Raw genomic sequence first — 17,189 nt, forward strand, 5'->3', positions numbered from 1 at the left:
TGTGAATGAACTGTAGGATAGACCGCCCGGCGCGCATACGGGGGCAAATGGGGGCCGACGTGCGGCCCCCATCACGTTTAGTTGATCTCGAAATATTTGATCTTGGGCGAGTCTTCGGCCTCGACAACGGTGCCGACGCTGGATTTCATCCCCCAGTTCAGCACCTGGTGGTGCAGCGGGATGTAGATCGCCTCTTCCTGAACCGCTTCCCAGATCGACGCGATGTCCGCGTTGCGGGCCTCAAGATCGGTGTTGCCCGCGAGGCTCACGATCTTTTCGTTCAGTGCGTCGTTGGTAAAGCGTGTGGCGTTCCACGAGCCATACTTGTCCGTCCGGCCATGCACGAGGAAGTTGAAGATGTACTCAGAATCGTAGGTCGGCACACCCCAGCCCAGCATGTAGAAATCCGTTTCCAGATTGCTGAGCAGCGGGAAGTGCTGGGCCTTGGGCTTGGCATCGAGGTTCACGGTGATCCCGATCTGGGCCAACATGCCCACGGACGCCTGACAGATCGCTTCGTCGTTGATATAGCGATCGTTGGGGCAGTCGAGCTGGATCGAGAAGCCGTCACCATAGCCTGCCTCGGCCATCAGGGCCTTGGCGCCTTCGATGTCAGTGGTCGAGGACGCGTCCATGGTTTCGTCCCAGCCATTGACGAAGGGCGGGGCGATCATGCCTGCCGGTTGGCTTTGGCCGCGCATCACGATCTGTTTGATCGCGTCACGGTTGATCGCCATAGACATCGCGCGGCGCACGCGGACGTCCGCCAGCGGGTTCTTGCCCTCGACATTGTCATTGGCCAGATCGGCGTCGCCTGCGTTCAGACCAAAGAAGATCACCCGGTTCTGCGGCGCCGTGCGTACGTCCAGACCGTCGGTCGAGGCCACGCGTGCGAGGTCCTGCACCGGCACATCCTGGATAAAGTCGACTTCGCCCGACAAGAGCGCCGCCACGCGCGTCGCTGCGTTCTGGATCGGCGTGTATTCGATCGTCGTGTAAGCCAGCGGGAACTCGTCCGCGCCCCAATAACCGTCATAGGCCTCGAGCACGGTTTTCACGTCCGGTTCGCGGCTGATGAGCTTGTAGGCCCCGGTGCCATTGGCGTTTTTGGCGGCGAATGTGTCCTCGCCCCCTTCGTAGTCCTGAACCTTGACCGCGCCATTTGCCTCGGCCCAGCCTTTGTCCATGATGAACATGTTGGTCAGGTTGTTGGGCATGATCGGGTTCGGGCCGTCGGTCTCGATCTCGATGGTGTAGTCGCCAACCGCGCGGACCTCTTTGACCGATGCCAGCAGTTCTTTGTAGTCGCTGTCGGGTGTCATCGCGCGGTTCAGCGAGAACACGACGTCTTCGGCATTGAAGGCGGATCCGTCGTGGTAGGTCACGCCTTCGCGCAGGGTGAACGTCCAGACGTTGGGATTGTCAGCCGAGGGCGCCCATGATGTCGCCAGCGCAGGCACAAGCGCGCCGGAATGGTCGCGCATGACCAGCGGTTCCATGATCTGGTGCGCCAGAGTGCTTGTGGGCCCTTCGTTCTGGGCATGTGGGTCGAGCGTAAGCGAATCGCCTGCGCGCGCCCATTTCAGGGTTTCTGCACTGACCAGCGCGGTGCTGGACAACAGCAGGGCAGCAGAAAGCAATGACGTGATTTTCATTTTGGTCTCCCCATTTTTTATCAATCTATGGGCGAGTGTTGGCCACGGCGCGCGAATTGGCAAGGTGGTACGCAAAAACGCCGCCCTCGCCTGAGTGGGCGGCGCTTGATTTCAAGGCAGTTGATTGGGGCGTGCGTTTACTCAGCCGCCTGGCTGAAGGGCGGGTGCAGCACAAAGGGCGCATCGAGGTCGCTGTTGTCCGCGTCCGGTTGCGTTTGCGGTGTGCGGACCCGGTGGATCAGTGCAAAGACAGGCGGGGTGAAGTAGAAGCTGACCACGGTGGACAGCAGGACGCCACCCGCAACGGACATGGCAAAGGGGGGCCAGAACCCGCCGCCTGCGAGGATGAGCGGGAGGAAGCCGCCGAATGTAGTAATCGTGGTCGAGATGATGTGGCGGCTGGAGCCCATGACCACGTCCACCATCGCGTCCCGGTCGCCGGAGGCTGCGGCGTCGTCCTCTTGCAGGCCGGTCAGGATGATGATGGCCGCGTTGATCGATACGCCGATGGAGCCGATCACGCCGATGATGGCGTTGATCCCGAAGGGGTATTGAAAGATCGCCAGTGCCAGTATCGACAACCCGGCCGACAGGCCCGACACCACCAGCACCACAGCCGTGAGGCGGAAGCTGTTGAAGGTGAGCGCGATGGCCGCGATGGACAGTGTCACGATCAGGCCGAGTGAGGCCAGTAGGTCCGACAGGGTGTCCGCGCGCGCGTCGCTGTCGCCGCCCAGTTCCAAGCGCATGCCGTTTGGAACGGCAAAGCCCTCTGCCGCCAGTGCGGTCTGAACCTGGGCCAGCGCCTCTTCGGGCAGGACATCGCGCAGGATGAACGCCTGCACCGTGTTCACCCGTTCGCCGTTGCGGCGGGTGATGCTGCTGGCGGCGGGTTGCAGGTCGATGGTGGACACCGCCGACAGGGGCAGGGCAGGCCAACGGCCTGATGCGGCCAGCGTCTGCGCATCCGGGCGCAGGATGGGCAAGTCGCGGATGGCCTGAAGCGAGCCGCGGGTGGTGTCACCGAGGCGCACGCGAATGGGCAGCTCTTCGTCGCCTTCGACCATGGAGCCGCCGGTGACCCCTTCGAGACCGGCTTGCAACTGATTGGCGATCTGGCCCAGATCGAGGCCTAGCAATTGCGCCTGGGCTTCGTTCACGGTCACCACGGCCTTGGGTGCGCCACCGCCGATGGTGCCGCGTGTCACCACGACGGCGTCAACTTCGGACATGATGCGGCGCACGTTGTCGCCGGTTTCGCGCAGTGCGGCCAGATCGTTGCCCACGAGGCGAATTTCCACCGGGGCATTGACCGGCGGGCCTTGCACGAGGCCGCGCACGAGGATTTGGGCCTCTGGTGCTGTGGTGGCGAGGGTGGCCTGGAGGTCGCGCAGGACGGCTTCGGTTGCGTCGGGGGATTGGGTGGTCAGCAGCGCCTGCGCGTGGCCGGGCGCGTTGTCGCGCGCGCCGACGATGTTGTAGTAGAAGGACGGGCCGGAACGGCCGATGGTCCACATGATCTGGCTGATCCGATCATCCGAGATCAACCGATCGTTCAGTCGCGCCACGACGTCTTGTGTGTCTGCGATGCCTGCGCCGGGGGCGAGATCCACCTCGATATAGAACTGGTCCCGGTCCACGCCGGGAAAGAACTGTGCCGTCAGTGTGGGCATGGACGCGAAACCGGTGATTGGCAAGACCAGCGCCAACGCAACCGAGCGCAGCGGGTTGTTGACCGACCAGCGCAGCGTTGCCGCAAAGGCGCGTGCCAGTGCGCCACCCCTGATGCCGCCCCGCGCGCCACCTGCAGGCAGCAGGTGACCGGCGATGGCGGGGGTCAGCGTGATCGCGATCACAAAGGACCAGCCCAGCATGATGACCACGGCAATGGCGATGGAGCCGACGAAATCCCCCGCAGGCCCCGGCAACAGGATGAGCGGCGTAAAGGACAGCGCCGTGGTCACGGTCGACGCGAGCAGGGGTGCGAACAGGCGTTTGACCGACTGACCTGCGGCCTTGAGCCGGGACACGCCCTTTTCCAGCCGCTGGCCCACTTCGTCCGTCATCACGATGCCTGCATCCACCAGCAGACCCAGCGCAACGATCAGGCCTGTGACGCTCATCTGGTGGATGGCGAGGCCGATGAAATTCATTGTGAAGAGCGTGGCCAGGGTTACGACCGGCAGGATCAGCGCCACGATCATCGCCGACCTCAGCCCAAGTGTGAGGAGCAGGACGCCCACAACGAGGCTGACGCCGATGGCCATGTTGAGCCCCACTTCGGCCAGCCGGTCAGCGGTATAACGGGATTGGTCAAAGGTGAGATCCAGAGACACGCCGGTGGGCATGGTGGCCTGATAGGCCTCAATTTCCGCGCGCACAAAGGCGGCCCAAACGTCCACTTGCAGGCCGCTTTCCAGCTTGGCCCCCAGCAGGACGGCGGGTTTGCCGTTGTAGATCGATGCCTCGCCCAATGGCAGGCGCGGGCCGCGGGTGATGTCTGCCACTTGTGACAGGTAGGTCACCACGCCCGTATCGGAACGCCGGATGACGATGTCGCCCAGCCGGTCGAGGGCTTCGACTTCGCCAGCGACCGAGATCAGCAGATCGGAGCCTGCGGGGCGCACCCGGCCTGCGGGGCCCTTGGCGTCACCTGCGGCAATCGCGCGCGAGATGTCCGCAGCCGTCAGGCCCAGCGACGCGGTGGCCACGGGATCAAGGGTGACCAGCACCTCGTCCTCGGGTGCGCCAAACAGTTCCACCAGTTCGGTGCCGGGGATGTTGCGCAAGTCCTGCGCGAGGTCGCGGGCGTAGCGGCCCAGGATTGTTGTCGGCACGCCGGGTTCCGCAGACAGGGCGGCAATGGCCGCAAAGGCGCTGCCGCCGTCGGTGTCAAATTCGGGTGCAAGCGCATCGGCGGGCAGAGTGGCCGCGAGGTCCACAAGATCGTCGCGGATCTCGGCCCAGACCTCTTCGATGCGGGTGTCGGGCACGGTGACGCCCAGCTCGACCGAGACGATGGAGACCCCGGTGGACGACGTGCTTTGGATCACGTCGACTTCGGAAACTTCGCGCAGTGAGTCTTCGATGGGTTGGGTTACCAGTGCTTCGACCCGTGCGGGATCGGCGCCGGGCACCACGGTCGTGACAGTGCCGAAGAGGTTGGTGATTGTGGGGTCTTCCTGACGGCCGATGGCCAGGAGCGAGGACAGACCCGCCGCGATGATGACCAGGAGCGCGAGGGCAACAAGGCGGGGTTGGCGGAAGGTGAGCGTTTCCATCAGTTGTCTCCGCTCAGGCGCACGCGGTCGCCGGGGACAACGCGGTGTGTGCCGTCAGGCAGGATCAATGCCGTGCCGTTCAGGGTGCCGCGCACATAGGCGGTGTCGCCTTCGATCTGCATGACCTCGACTGCGGCGGCATCGACCGTCGCGAGTCCGTCGTCACCGGGTGACAGGACAAGAACCGTCCACAGCCCGCGCACCCCGTCACGCAGCGCGCGCAGAGGCACGGCATATCCGCTCTGCTCGATCCGGGCGCGCAATTCGAGCGTGCCGGATGTCAGGAAGGCGGGGGTGTCGGCGTCGATCTCGAACAGGGCCGTGCGGGTGCGGGTCTGGGCATCAAGGTCCGGGCGGAAACCGACAAAGCGGGCGGGATAGGCGGTGCCGTCTATGGTGATGCGGGCGTCGGCGGTGTCGACGCGGTTGGCCAGTTTGGGGTCGATGCCCACGCGAAAGAGCGGTTTGGCCGTTTCCCGGATGTCGATGACGGGCGCGCCAACGGACATAACGGCACCGGCATCCACGTGGCGCGCGCCGATCGTGCCGTCAAACGGCGCTGTCATTTCCGTCTGGCTGAGTTCTACGGTGATGCGGGTGATGGCGGCGTCGACCTCGGCGATTTGTGCGTTCAGCGCGGCGAGGTTCAACGCGACATTGTCCACGGCCTGATCCGACACGTGACCCCGTGCGCGCAGTTCTGTTTGCCGTTTGGTGGTGCGGCGGGACAGTTCGGCCTGCGCCTCAAGCGATGCGCGAGATGCCTCAAGGCGGACCATTTCAGCGTCAAGGATGCGGGTGTCGAGCCGGGCCACGACCTGCCCGGCGGTGACGCGGTCGCCTTCGTCCACTGTCAGGACGTTGAGACGACCGCTCTGCTCGAAACTCAGGGATACGTTCTGGGCCGCCTCGACCTGACCGTGGAACTGACGGGTGACGGTCATGTCCTGGCTTGGGCTGATGCGCAGGGCCGCGACAGTGGAGGTGGGCGCAGGCGGTGGGGCGTCAACGGCGGCGGCACGGGTGGCCAATGTGGTGCTGCCCAACCAGACAGCACCGGCAGCCACGGCGATGACAGATGCTGTTCCGGTCATCGTCAGCCCACGGCGCAAGGCGCGCTTCCAAATGGGAAGTTTGGGTGTATCCTTGTCGCGTCCTTGGGTCATCCGTGCCGCTCCTTGACATAAAGTGAGTGGTGCTTACTTACTGGACCGAGATATGTAATAGCCACTTACTTTGACAAGTGCGGTGGCGCAAAAAAGGCAAAAAAAGTTGGAGCAGGACACAAAACCAGCAGGGCGTGGGCAGTATCACCACGGTGATTTGCGCGCGCATCTTGTTGAAACTGTTCGGGTTTTGGTCGAAGAAAAGGGCGCTGACGGGTTTTCGATCTCTGAGGCGGCGCGGCGTGCGGGCGTGAGTTCGGCAGCCCCCTACAAGCATTTCCACGACCGGAATGAGATTGTGCGCGCGGTTGCCTTGGCCGGAATCGACCGGATGCGCGACCAGATGGATGCCGCAGCACTGGGTGCGCGTGGCACCGTTCTGGGGCCGATCACAGCGCTGGGCACATGTTATTCGAATTTTGCGCGGACCGAGCCGGGCGTCTTTCGTTTGATGTTTGGTCTGACCGACAGCCATGAGGGCGATCAGGAGATCAAGGAACGCGGCGACGCCTGCGCCGAAATCGTGCGGCGCGAGGTCCGTTTGGTTCTGCCCAAAGGCACGGACGAACAGGAAATATCGCGTCGTGCCCATATGCTGCATATGTTTGTGCACGGGCATGCCTTTCTTGAGATCGACGGCAAGAATGATCTGGACCTGACGCCCGAGCAGGAACACGCGCTGATGGTCGACATCTCGGACCGCATCATGCGGGATTGATTCGGGTGCGCACTTTCGGTATACTATGGTATACATTTTCGAAAGGGCTGGCCATGATCGAAGACAGTTACGCAGCATGCATGATCGCGGCGCGGGCGGAATTGATGTCGGCGCGGCGCCTACTGGGCCAGGAAATCCGCAGCTATCCGACGCCCATTTCCGGCTGTGATGCGCAGTTCAACCACCTTTTGGCGGAGCGCACGCGCGTGACCGAGGCACTGGAACAATTGAATGCCTCTGTCTTTATTCCAACGCCACGCATGCCCTCGGCTGACAGTCGGATTGAAAGCCGGTGAAGGTTCATATCCTCGACGACTGGTTTGACACGCTGCGGTCCCTGCCGTGTTTCGAAAAGCTGGCGGGCCATGATGTCACCGTTTGGACGGATCACGAGCCTGATCCGGATGCGCTTGCCGTGCGTGTTCGCGAGGCCGAGTGCCTTGTGTTGTTTCGTGAACGCACGCAGATCGGGGCGCCGTTGCTGGACCAGTTGCCGAACCTCAAGCTTGTCAGCCAACGCAGCGTTTATCCGCATGTGGATGTCGCGGCCTGTACGCGCAACGATGTGATGCTGTGTTCGAACATGCATGCAGGCGCGCCGTCTTATGCGGCGGCTGAAATGACGCTGGCGTTGATGCTGGCCCATTACCGGCAAATCCCGCAGCAGGCGGCGTCGTTGCAGGCGGGCCAGTGGCAGATGGGCGTGGGTCGGACACTGCGCGGGCGGACGCTTGGGCTTTATGGCTATGGGCGCATTGCCAACGCGGTTGCGGGTTATGCGCAGGCGATTGGGATGAATGTGCAGTGGTGGGCGTCGGAAGAGGGGCGCGCACGCGCGGCGGCGGACGGTCAACAGGTTGCGCAGAGCCGCGCAGATTTCTTTGCCACCAGTGACATCATCAGCCTGCATGTCCGGCTGAAGCCTGCGACGCGAGGCATCATCACGGCGGACGATCTGGCCGCCATGTCGCCGCGCGCGCTGTTGGTCAATACGTCGCGCTCGGGGTTGATTGCGCCGGGTGTGCTTGAGGCCGAGATCGCGCGCGGACGCATCTATGCAGCCGTCGATGTGTTCGACAGCGAACCGATGGTTGATGCCGACAATATCCTCGCGACACACCCCAATGTACTGGCCACGCCCCATATCGGCTATGTCACCGAAGACGAATTTGACCTGCAGTTTTCTGACATCTTCGATCAGGTGAACGCCTTTGCGGCCGGGGCGCCGATCCATGTCATCAACCCCGAGGTTGGTTGAACAATCGGGCAAAGAGCGGCGCGCCGAGGATCACGACAAAGATGCGCAGGACGTGGTGCGCAATGACAAACGCCACGTCCGCGCCCACGATCAACGCCAGCACCGTCAGTTCGGCCTGTCCGCCGGGGGCAAAGGCCAAAAGCGCCTCCATCCCCGGTGCGAGGCCGGTGGTATAGACCAGTTCGACAAAGATCAGCGTCAGCACGATCAGGATACCGCAAAACCCCAGACCGGCGACCAGATCGCGGCGCACCTCGGTCATGGTGATGCCGGTGTATTTCACCCCGACGGTCATGCCGATAAAAAACTGTGCCGCCCAGATCGCTTCGGCTGGGGGGCGGTGGTGCAGCAGACCGGCCAGTGCGCAGGCGGCGGCGACAATCAAAGGTCCGAGGATGGACGCGCCGAACATGCCCACGGCCTTGGCCCCCTGCCAGCCGACGAATGCGCATCCCAGCATCAGCAGCAATTGTAGCGGTGGGATGCTGGACGCGGGCGCGCCGGGCGGGTTGCTGAGGTCGGCTTGCCACAGACCTTGCAGGATGAACGGCAGAGCGACGACAATGACGAGGACCCGCGTGGCGTGGATCAGCGAAAGCGTCCGCGGATTGCCGCCGGCCTCTTCGCCAAAGACCAGCATATCCTGAAGGCCGCCGGGCATGGTGGCATAGTAGCTGGTGACAAAATCATAGCTCCATACGCGCTGAAAATAGGGAACACCGATCAGGCCGATCACCGCGATCATCAGGGGGATCATCAAAAGGGTTGGCCACATCCCCGTCATCGAGGCCAGAATGATAGGCGTAAAGGTGGCCCCAACGGCGACACCCAAAACGGTGCGCATGGCCTCGTTCACCGGTTTAATCCCCTGCATGCGAACCCCGATCAGGGCGCTGGCAAGGCACGCGAAAATTGGCCCCAGCAACCATGGCAGTGGCAGGCCCGCCGCGTGAAATACCGCGACCCCAATTCCGGCAATGCCAAAGGTCAGCAGGACGGGGATCATTGGCCCAGGATCCGCAAACGATGCCGTAGGGATGTTTGCAGATGCGCCTCGGCGGCGTCCCCTGCCGCGCGTTCGTCGCCAGCCTCTATGGCGTCGAGGATATCGGCATGTTGGGCGGTGACCACGGCGATGCGATCGGCGTCGTCCAGAGTGGTTGGCCCCATCAGCATCAGCGCGTTGTTGAGCGCGCGCGCGCTGTCCAGCAGGAACCGGTTGCGGGTGCCGAGGTAGATGCCCCGGTGAAAGTCCTGATTGAGAGCGGCGGCGCGGGCCGGAGCGCTCGCCGCGATCTGGGTGTTGAGGTCGCGCAGGGCGTCAATTTCAGCGGCGGCGGCATGTTTTGCTGCCATCTGCGCCGCTGTGCGTTCCAGCACGATGCGCATCTCATAAAGCTCCACCAGTTCGCCGTGACTGAGCCTGCGGATCACCGCACCCAGACGGGGCCGGTGTTCGACGATACCGTCCGCTTCGAGCCGCCGCAGCGCCTCGCGCACGGGCGTGCGCGACAGGTCTAGCCGCGTCGCCACATCCGTTTCACGCAACCGGTCGCCCGGCTTGAATTCTCCGGATCGGATCGCGGTCAAAAGGCGGGCATAGGCGGCTTCGCCCTGGGACATGTCACTGGTTGGCATAATCTGTCCTTGTATTTTGTATCCGCTTGGATACAAGGCGTACCTAGCTGAGGAGAAACGCCATGTCAAAGTCTGTTGTTGTTGTCGGATCGGGGAATGCGGCCCTGTGCGCGGGGATCGCCGCGCTGGAAGCGGGGGCGCGTGTGCTCATGCTGGAAAAGGGCGATGAGGCACTTGCCGGTGGCAACACCAAGTATACGGCGGGTGCGATGCGCTTTGCCTATGACGGCAATGCCGACTTGATACCGTTGCTGCGGGATCCCGAGGATGACCGGCTGCCTGTGACCGAGTTCGGCAGCTACACTGCCGACGCCTTTGCGCATGATCTGTTGGGGTTCAACGATGGCCGCCCGTTGTCGCCCGAGCAAGAGGTTCTGATCGCGCGTTCGGGTGATACGATGACGTGGCTGGCGGGTCATGGTGTCAAATTCGATCCGATCTACAGCCGTCAGAGTTTCGAGAAAGACGGCCGTCACGTGTTTTGGGGCGGGCTGACGCTCGCGGCGGCGAACGAGGGCGTGGGCCTGTTTGATATGGAAATGGCGGCGTTTCAGCGGCTTGGCGGCAAAATCAGGTACGAGGCGGCCGTCACCGATCTGATCCACGAGAACGGCCGCGTCGCGGGGGTCATGGTCGGATCCGAAGAGATACGCGCTGATGCGGTCATCCTGGCCTGCGGCGGTTTCGAAGCAAACGCCGAGATGCGGGCCAGCTACATTGGCGCGGATTGGACCAAGGCCAAAGTGCGCGGCACACCGCTCAACACTGGTGACGGATTGACCATGGCGCTGGCGGCGGGCGCGCAGGAATACGGGTTCTTTGGTGGCTGTCATGCGACGCCGATGGACCTGCACATGGCCGACTATGGGAACCTCGAAATCCCCCATGGTGCGCGCAAGAACTATCGCAAGATTTGCTACTTTCTCGGCGTGATGCTGAACGCACGGGGCGAGCGGTTTGTGGATGAGGGGATCAATTTCCGCAACTACACTTATGCGCAGTTCGGGCGTGCGGTGTTGGAACAGCCGGGTCATTTCGCCTGGCAGATCTTTGACGCCAAGGTGTTTGACCTACTCTATGAGGAATACACGTTCGAGGACGCGCATTTCGTCAGCGCGGATACGTTGGCCGATTTGATCCCGCTGCTGGACGGTGTGGACCCTGCGGCGGCGGCTGCGACGCTAGAGGCGTATAATGACGCCGTGGACGAGAGCACGCCGTTTGACCCAACTGCGTTGGACGGAAAAGGGACAACAGGGCTGGCATTGGCCAAATCGAACTGGGCGCAGCGTCTGAATGAGGGGCCGTTTCGCGCCTATCCGGTGACGGGTGGCATCACCTTTTCCTATGGCGGTCTCAAGGTCGATCAGACCGGTGCGGTGCTGGACACGTCCGAGGCTGCGATCCCCGGTCTTTATGCCTGTGGTGAGATGGTGGGCGGCGTGTTTTACAACGGTTATCCAGGTGGTTCGGGCCTCACCTCGGGCGCTGTTTTTGGTCGTCAGGCGGGTGCCGGTGCGGCGCAGGGCGGCTGACCAGTCAGTAGTCTTTCTCGATGAAAATGCCGATGCCGGTGTTGCTGTCCGAGGCGACCGTGCCGCGTACAGTGACATTTGGCGTCAGGTCGATGTTCAACGATACTTCGGGCCCGTCGGCACCGCCCACCGTGACGTCGGTGTAGACGTTGTCCGAGATGTATTTGCCAGCGCGCAGGGCCGCGTTGCCTTCGTCATCAGTGGTGACGTCCAGATCATCGAGGTCAAAGGACCCGCGCAATTGTGAGACGACCCCCTCGCCACCGCGCCCGGCAAGCGACGCGACCGCCGAGGCCAGTTGCAGCGCCTGAAAGGCCGACAGTTGCGAGATGTCGCGGCCAAAGAAGATTTGCGCAAGCACCTGATCCTGCGGGGCTTCGGGCGTGGCCTCGAACGTTACTTCGGGATCGTCGGCAGGCCCTTCAAGGACAATACGCGCTGTCCCGGTCGAGGTGGTCGTGGCGACGACAAAGCGCAAGTAGGGGTCAAAGCGGCCCTGCAATTGCACGCGCCCTTCGTCCAGTTCAAACCGTTTGGCGAGGATGTCCAGCCGTCCGCGGATCAGATCGAATTGCCCGGTGGAGAACGTGTCCGAGCTGGTTCCGGTGAGGCGCAGCGCGCCGCCCAGTTCCGCATCCAGACCACGCCCGCGTACAAAGATGCGGGAGGGTGCGTTGATAGTGATGTCGAGCGGGTAGGCGGGGCCGCTGCTGCTGCTTTCCGCCGTTTCCTGCGTGAGGCCCGCGCGGTCTCGGGTGCGCATGACGGGCCGGGTTGCGCCGATGTGGGTGATCTCTGGGATGGCGCCGAATGTGGAAATGCCACTGGCTGGGATGTGGACGTTGGTTTCGCCCACATTGAGCGTGCCGCTGATCCGTGCGCCACCTGTCAGAGGGCCGCGCAGGTTGATGTTTCCGTCGACGGTGCTGGTGTATAGCGCGGGGTCCACAAGCGCCACGTTGTCCAGCGCCACATCGATCTGGGCGGGGAACAGACCGCTCAGGGTCACGGGGCCGTCGATGCGGATCACACCGCCATCTGTGACGCCTGCATCGACGTCCAGTGACGCCTGGCCGCTGCGCAGATCAATGGCGGCGGTGATGTCGTTGAACGACAGGGGCAGGTTGGGGGCGGCCATGCGTGTCCCTTGGGTTGTGACGCGACCGCTAACTGACCCCAAAGCGGGCGGGCCGTCGATGGTCAGGTCAAAATTTGCCACGCCCGCCACATTGCGCGGTTCGAGAAACGGGTTGGCGAGGCCGAGTTGTGCCTGACCAGTGGCATCCAGCGCCAGTTGTCCATCGCTGCCCACCAGCCCCTGAACACGGGCCGTGGTCCCCGCTGGGCCGCTGAGGTTGGCGGTGATGTCAAAGCCGCGCGCGACTTGTGTCGCTGTGCCAGTGACGGCCGCCGCGCCGTTCAGTTGTGGCACCAACGCGCCGATATTTGGCAGTGCCACATTGTAGCGCGCGTCGATCCTGTCGTTCACGTATGCCCCGGTGACGGTGGCCGTGCTGGCATAGGGGCCGCGCGCGTCTGCGGTCAGCGCCCAGCCTGCGGTCAATTGCTGGACCGTGCCGCTCAGATCGAGCGGGCCGGACACCCCAGGCGCCAATGGCGCGATGTTGGGCACGCTGAGGCGGTAGCGCGCATTGGTGTCGGTGGGGGAATAGGTGCCGGTGACCGATGCGGTGCTCGCGTAGGGGCCAGTGGCCGTCGTGTCGATGGCCCAGCCCGCATCTGTCTGGCGCAGGGTGCCTTTGGCCGCCAGCGGACCGGTGATGCCGGGCGCAACCGCGCCTGCGTCTGGCATAGCGACATCAAATTGCGCGTTCAGGCGCGCGTTGAGATAGTCACCCTGTACCGTGCCGGCACTGTTGAACGGGCCGGTCAGTTTGGTGTCGAACGTCCACCCGTCAGTCACCTGAGAAACCCGGCCATCCAAGCCAACGGGGCCGTCCACACCCGGCACGAATGGGGAAATGTCTGGCACCTCCACGAGGTAGCGGGCAGACAGCTTATCATCGAAGGTCCCGGCCACATTTGCCGTACTGTCATTGGGGCCATCTATGGCGGTTTCGAATGCCCAGACCCCGTTTTCCTGCGTGGCGGATGCCGTGATCTGTGCGCCGCCCGTCAGTTGTGGCACAAGAGGGGCGAGGTCGGGCAGGTCTGCTGTCAGGTCGATGCCAATCCGATCCGGTGCGACGCGCGCATCCAATTGAGCGGTGGCGTCAAGCGGGCCTGCCAGACGTGTGGCCACGTCCCAGGTTTCGTCCGTTTGTTGCGCGGTGCCATCAAGGGTCAACGGGCCGGATACCGCATCGCTCAACTGGCCTGCATCCTCGAGGCGGATGGCGTATTTGGCGGTGGATGCGCCAGATTGCAACTGGGCGGTGGCGTCTACGGACACAGCCGGGTTCGCCAGTGTCAGCTTGTCGAGGAACGTTCCGTCGCCATCCCGGCGCGCGGCCAGATCAAGGGCGGTCCGACCTTGCAAAAGCGTGTCCGCCTGCGCGATCCCGACGGACAGGGCGTCGGTATGCCCGGTGACAGCCACGTCAAAGAAGCCGCCAAGGGCTGCGGAGCCACGCGCGCTCAACACGCCGCTGCCGTTCAGGTCCAGCCCCGCCAGCGCAGCAAAGGCGTTGAGGTCGGATGCGGTCAGCTCAACGTCGAACGCGGTCGACAGGCTTTCTGACAGGCTATCGATGCGGGCGTCACCAGCGATCTGCCAATCCGCGCCACGCAGCGCCATGTCCCTCAGCGTGAGCGGTGTGTCCGCCGTATAAAAGACGCCGAGCGTGCCGCGCACCGTGGCGCCGATTGCCTGCTGCAAGGCGGGGTCGGCAAAGGCGAGGGCCTGCGTGTTCAGGTCGATGGTTGTGTCAAGCGTGCGCACGGCCCCGGCGGCACCTTGGATCGTGCCGTCCAGTGCCAGCGACATGGCCGCGGCCTTTACCATGGGGTGATCAACGTCGGAGAGGTCAATCTGTGCCTTGAGTGCGTCGCCCGTGCTGGCGTCAAAATCCACAACCAGACTGGCCCGGTCAATCTGAACCGGGGTGTCACCGGTCGGCAAGACCACCGGCGCGCCGGTCGGGTCCGCGATTTGCCCGTCGATGTCGAGCAGGGCAGGCCAGCCGTCTGCGCCCAGAACGGCACGCCCACTCAGTTTCATCGCACGGGTGTCGACGGTGAACGTGTCCAGGGAAATCTCGCCGCCCGAGGTCTGGTTGCCTGTCGCTTTGAGCGACACATCGGGCCCAAAGAAAGCCGCGTATTCCGGCACAAACAGCGCCGATACATCGCCGTTCAGGTCCGCGTCAAAGGACATTGGGCCGTCTTCTGCGCTTTGCAGGCCCAACGTCCCGGACAGGCGCTGGACGCCATCAGTGCGCAGGTCGAGTTCGGCGGCAAAGTCGCTGAGCAGGCCTGCGCCATTGACGCGCAGCGCGACGCTGGGCCGTTCCGGGATGCTCAGAAGGCCGGAAATCAGGCCGTTCTGGTCCTCGGTCAGGTCGAGGTCCAGCGCCAGATCGCGGGTGTCATTGGCGTAGCGCGCCATTACGTTGAACTGGGCCGTGGGGCCATCCAGCCGTTGCGCGCGCAGATTGGCGTCACCCGCACCGCCCACCAGTGACGCAGACCCGGTGAGCGCAAAGGCGGCGGCCTCGCCCAGAACCGGAGCACCAAGAGACACGGTGTCGATGGTCATTTGCCCAATCTCCAACGAGGCGGGCAAATCCGGCAGGGCAAAGGGCGTCGCTTCGGGGGACGGCACGGCATTGGGGGCAGGCAGCGGCAAGCGGGGCAAGTCGATCCGTGCCGCGCGCAGTTCTGCAATTTCGATGGCGCCGCGGAAAAGGGCACTGCGGTTCCAGCCGATTTCGACCCCGTCCAGCGTCAACCATACGCCATCGGTGTCGGCCACGGTGATCTGGTCGATGGTGGCTCTGCTGGAGAGCGCACCCGCAAAACCGTTGATGCGGACCGTGCGCCCATCACCGCCAAGCGAGCGTTCCAGCAGACCGATCAGGAAACCGCGGTCTTCGCTGTTGTCCTGCGCTGCGGCTGTGACCGGCACAAGCAGGACCCACGCGCAAAGGAAAAGGACAAGCCGCATCATCAAAACGCCTGCCCAATGCCGATGTAGATTTCCAGACCCGAGCTGTCGCCCGGACCCGAGCCGGGCAGGGCCATGTCAAAACGGATGGGGCCGATGCCCGTGTCATAGCGGATACCTGCGCCGTAGCCAGTGTGCCATTCGCCGGAGCCGTCGATAAAGCTCTCTGCGCCGACATAGCCCGCATCGTAAAACGCAACGACGGACAGCGCCTCGCGGCTGGTTCGCACGCGTACTTCGCCAGACAGGCCCAGAAACGATCGCCCGCCGATGGTCACGCCGGGGCTGAGTTCGACGCCAAGGGACTGGTAGTCCTGTCCGCGCACTGTCCCGCTGCCGCCGGAAAAGAACAGGTAGTCTGCGGGTGCGACCGTCAGGTCCGGGCCCGCGACCGAGCCCAACAGCCCGCGAAAGGCGAGCGTGACGCGGTTGCTGACCTTGCGGTAGGTGCGCAGGTCCAGCGTGGTGACGACCCCGTTTTCTGTCCCTTCGATGTCAAAGAAAGGCGTGACGGCGGCCTGGGCATAGTAGCCTGATGTTGCGTTCAGAGGGTTGTCGCGGCGGTCAAATGTGAAGGTGAAGGGGAAGGTCAGGATCGTATAGTCGCGTTCCCCCAGATCGTCGCGTGTCTTGGACCGGCGCAAACCGACGCCGTAGCTGTATTCGCGATCATCGGAGGCAAAATAGACAGCGCCAAATTCCAGCACACCGGTGCGCGCAAACAGGTTGGGGTCATCGCGTTGCTCGACTTCGGCGCGCACAAAGGCTTCGAGGTCTGTCCGCCAGGTTGCGGGGCGGGACAGCTTGGCGCCCAGGCGGAAATCAACGCCGTCCGTGTCGCCACCGACGCCCTTGACTTCGCCCTCGATCCGCAACCGTTCCGCGCCGCCAAAGATGTTACGGTGTAGCCAAAGCGCGCTGGCGCTGAACCCGTCAAGCGTGCCGTATTCCGCGCCAAAGCTGTAGCGGCGCGGCAGTTGGTCGGAAATCGTTGCCGTGACGTCCAGCGTGCCATCCGGGTTTGCGGTTTCGGCCTCGGTCAACGCGGCTGACGCAAATGTGCCAGTCCGGCGCAGCCGTGTTTCGACCTTGTCCAACTCGTCGGGATCAAAGGTCGCCCCAGAGGGCCATCCCGCGATCTCGCGGATGCGTTTTTCGCGCACAGCACTCTGGCCGGAGATAGACAGTCTGCCCAGCCGCAGTTTCGGGCCGGGATCAAGTTGTACTGCGGCGTTGAGGGTCGCGTCCGGGTGCCGCGCGGTGATCTGTTGACCGGATACCGATGCTTTGGCGTGGCCCGCCTGCCGCCAGCCGTCGATCTGCGCCTTGGTGGCGCTGCGCAGGACAGACACGCGCGCCACCTCGCCGGGGGCATAGCCGTCCGTGGTCTCAGCCGTGGGTGCGGCGGGGTTGATGGACAGGTTGCCGAAGGTGAATACGCGGCCCGGATCGACCGTCACCACCACAGTTGAAATGGCAGAAGGTGCTGCGATGGGTGCGATGGATGCCGCCTCGCGTCCGTCGAGGGTGATGCTGACCGCCGGGCCGAAATACCCACGGTCATAGAGCAGCGCGACAATGCGCCCGTAGTCGGCTTGGGCGGCGCTGAGGATGTCGATGGGCCGGGGTGCTTCGCCGTCTTCGGCATCGGCCAGTGTTGCGGACAGGGATGCGGTGCGGATGTCATCACGCAGGTCATCCGGCGCCGTCACGGTCACCGTCAGCGCCATGGCGCTGCCTGCGCTGATGAGCGCGACGAATACCGCTGCCAGAACGCGGCAGATATGTGAGACCATGGGCAGCACTCCACCC

11 protein-coding genes are annotated in these 17,189 nt (G+C 63.7%); 4 read left to right on the plus strand and 7 right to left on the minus strand.

All coding sequences use genetic code 11. The features are described from left to right. Positions 1-77: 77 nt before the first annotated feature. The 3 genes from Q0936_RS09245 to Q0936_RS09255 all read right to left on the minus strand — a co-directional run bounded on the left by Q0936_RS09245 (position 78) and on the right by Q0936_RS09255 (position 6,102). The gene (locus Q0936_RS09245; RefSeq protein ID WP_299294447.1) at positions 78-1,655 is read right to left on the minus strand and encodes an ABC transporter substrate-binding protein; all 1,578 of its coding nucleotides are present in this window, start codon (positions 1,653-1,655) and stop codon (positions 78-80) included. A 137-nt stretch (positions 1,656-1,792) separates the two neighbouring features. Beyond that, the gene (locus tag Q0936_RS09250; RefSeq protein WP_299141621.1) at positions 1,793-4,936 is read right to left on the minus strand and encodes an efflux RND transporter permease subunit; all 3,144 of its coding nucleotides are present in this window, start codon (positions 4,934-4,936) and stop codon (positions 1,793-1,795) included. After that, the gene (locus Q0936_RS09255; protein ID WP_299294445.1) at positions 4,936-6,102 is read right to left on the minus strand and encodes an efflux RND transporter periplasmic adaptor subunit; all 1,167 of its coding nucleotides are present in this window, start codon (positions 6,100-6,102) and stop codon (positions 4,936-4,938) included. Before Q0936_RS09255 ends, Q0936_RS09250 begins: the two co-directional genes overlap by 1 nt. Positions 6,103-6,208: 106 nt before the next feature. On the opposite strand from Q0936_RS09255, the gene Q0936_RS09260 reads away from it, so the two are divergent. Genes Q0936_RS09260 through Q0936_RS09270 form a run of 3 tightly spaced genes read left to right on the plus strand, consistent with a single transcriptional unit; the run spans position 6,209 to position 8,078 of the window. Next, positions 6,209-6,820: a TetR/AcrR family transcriptional regulator gene (locus Q0936_RS09260; protein ID WP_299294443.1), complete on the plus strand. Its 612-nt coding sequence runs from the start codon at positions 6,209-6,211 to the stop codon at positions 6,818-6,820. Positions 6,821-6,873: 53 nt separating this feature from the next. After that, positions 6,874-7,116 carry a hypothetical protein gene (locus Q0936_RS09265; RefSeq protein ID WP_299294441.1) on the plus strand — a complete coding sequence of 81 codons (243 nt, stop codon included), beginning with the start codon at positions 6,874-6,876 and terminating at the stop codon, positions 7,114-7,116. Next, the gene (locus Q0936_RS09270) at positions 7,113-8,078 is read left to right on the plus strand and encodes a D-2-hydroxyacid dehydrogenase family protein (protein ID WP_299294439.1); all 966 of its coding nucleotides are present in this window, start codon (positions 7,113-7,115) and stop codon (positions 8,076-8,078) included. The genes Q0936_RS09265 and Q0936_RS09270 overlap by 4 nt, the downstream gene beginning before the upstream one ends. Here Q0936_RS09270 and Q0936_RS09275 read toward each other — a convergent pair. Both Q0936_RS09275 and Q0936_RS09280 read right to left on the minus strand, forming a co-directional pair. Continuing rightward, a complete protein-coding gene (locus Q0936_RS09275) occupies positions 8,059-9,084 on the minus strand; it encodes an AbrB family transcriptional regulator (protein WP_299294437.1) in 1,026 nt (341 codons plus the stop codon). The two genes, Q0936_RS09270 and Q0936_RS09275, sit on opposite strands and share 20 nt — an antisense overlap. Further along, entirely contained in the window at positions 9,081-9,716 is a 636-nt protein-coding gene (locus tag Q0936_RS09280; RefSeq protein WP_299141608.1) for a GntR family transcriptional regulator, read from the minus strand. Before Q0936_RS09280 ends, Q0936_RS09275 begins: the two co-directional genes overlap by 4 nt. A gap of 62 nt (positions 9,717-9,778) precedes the next feature. Between Q0936_RS09280 and tcuA the strand changes: the two genes are divergently transcribed. Then, positions 9,779-11,251 carry an FAD-dependent tricarballylate dehydrogenase TcuA gene (tcuA, locus tag Q0936_RS09285; RefSeq protein WP_299294435.1) on the plus strand — a complete coding sequence of 491 codons (1,473 nt, stop codon included), beginning with the start codon at positions 9,779-9,781 and terminating at the stop codon, positions 11,249-11,251. A gap of 4 nt (positions 11,252-11,255) precedes the next feature. On the opposite strand, the gene Q0936_RS09290 is transcribed toward tcuA, so the two are convergent. Both Q0936_RS09290 and Q0936_RS09295 read right to left on the minus strand, forming a co-directional pair. Continuing rightward, positions 11,256-15,380: a translocation/assembly module TamB domain-containing protein gene (locus Q0936_RS09290; RefSeq protein ID WP_299378044.1), complete on the minus strand. Its 4,125-nt coding sequence runs from the start codon at positions 15,378-15,380 to the stop codon at positions 11,256-11,258. After that, on the minus strand, positions 15,380-17,173 hold the full coding sequence (locus tag Q0936_RS09295; protein ID WP_299298047.1) for a BamA/TamA family outer membrane protein: 1,794 nt from the start codon (positions 17,171-17,173) through the stop codon (positions 15,380-15,382). The genes Q0936_RS09290 and Q0936_RS09295 overlap by 1 nt, the downstream gene beginning before the upstream one ends. Positions 17,174-17,189 lie beyond the last annotated feature (16 nt).

The sequence above is a fragment of the uncultured Tateyamaria sp. genome (genome assembly GCF_947488715.1).
In the GTDB taxonomy this organism is placed as follows: domain Bacteria; phylum Pseudomonadota; class Alphaproteobacteria; order Rhodobacterales; family Rhodobacteraceae; genus Tateyamaria.

What these genes read in the sequence shown, in the direction of transcription:
- Q0936_RS09245 (WP_299294447.1), bottom strand. Translation starts at nt 1,655, where the DNA reads ATGAAAATCACGTCATTGCTTTCTGCTGCCCTGCTGTTGTCCAGCACC.
- Q0936_RS09250 (WP_299141621.1), bottom strand. Translation starts at nt 4,936, where the DNA reads ATGGAAACGCTCACCTTCCGCCAACCCCGCCTTGTTGCCCTCGCGCTC.
- Q0936_RS09255 (WP_299294445.1), bottom strand. Translation starts at nt 6,102, where the DNA reads ATGACCCAAGGACGCGACAAGGATACACCCAAACTTCCCATTTGGAAG.
- Q0936_RS09265 (WP_299294441.1), top strand. Translation starts at nt 6,874, where the DNA reads ATGATCGAAGACAGTTACGCAGCATGCATGATCGCGGCGCGGGCGGAA.
- Q0936_RS09275 (WP_299294437.1), bottom strand. Translation starts at nt 9,084, where the DNA reads ATGATCCCCGTCCTGCTGACCTTTGGCATTGCCGGAATTGGGGTCGCG.
- Q0936_RS09280 (WP_299141608.1), bottom strand. Translation starts at nt 9,716, where the DNA reads ATGCCAACCAGTGACATGTCCCAGGGCGAAGCCGCCTATGCCCGCCTT.
- tcuA (WP_299294435.1), top strand. Translation starts at nt 9,779, where the DNA reads ATGTCAAAGTCTGTTGTTGTTGTCGGATCGGGGAATGCGGCCCTGTGC.
- Q0936_RS09290 (WP_299378044.1), bottom strand. Translation starts at nt 15,380, where the DNA reads ATGATGCGGCTTGTCCTTTTCCTTTGCGCGTGGGTCCTGCTTGTGCCG.
- Q0936_RS09295 (WP_299298047.1), bottom strand. Translation starts at nt 17,173, where the DNA reads ATGGTCTCACATATCTGCCGCGTTCTGGCAGCGGTATTCGTCGCGCTC.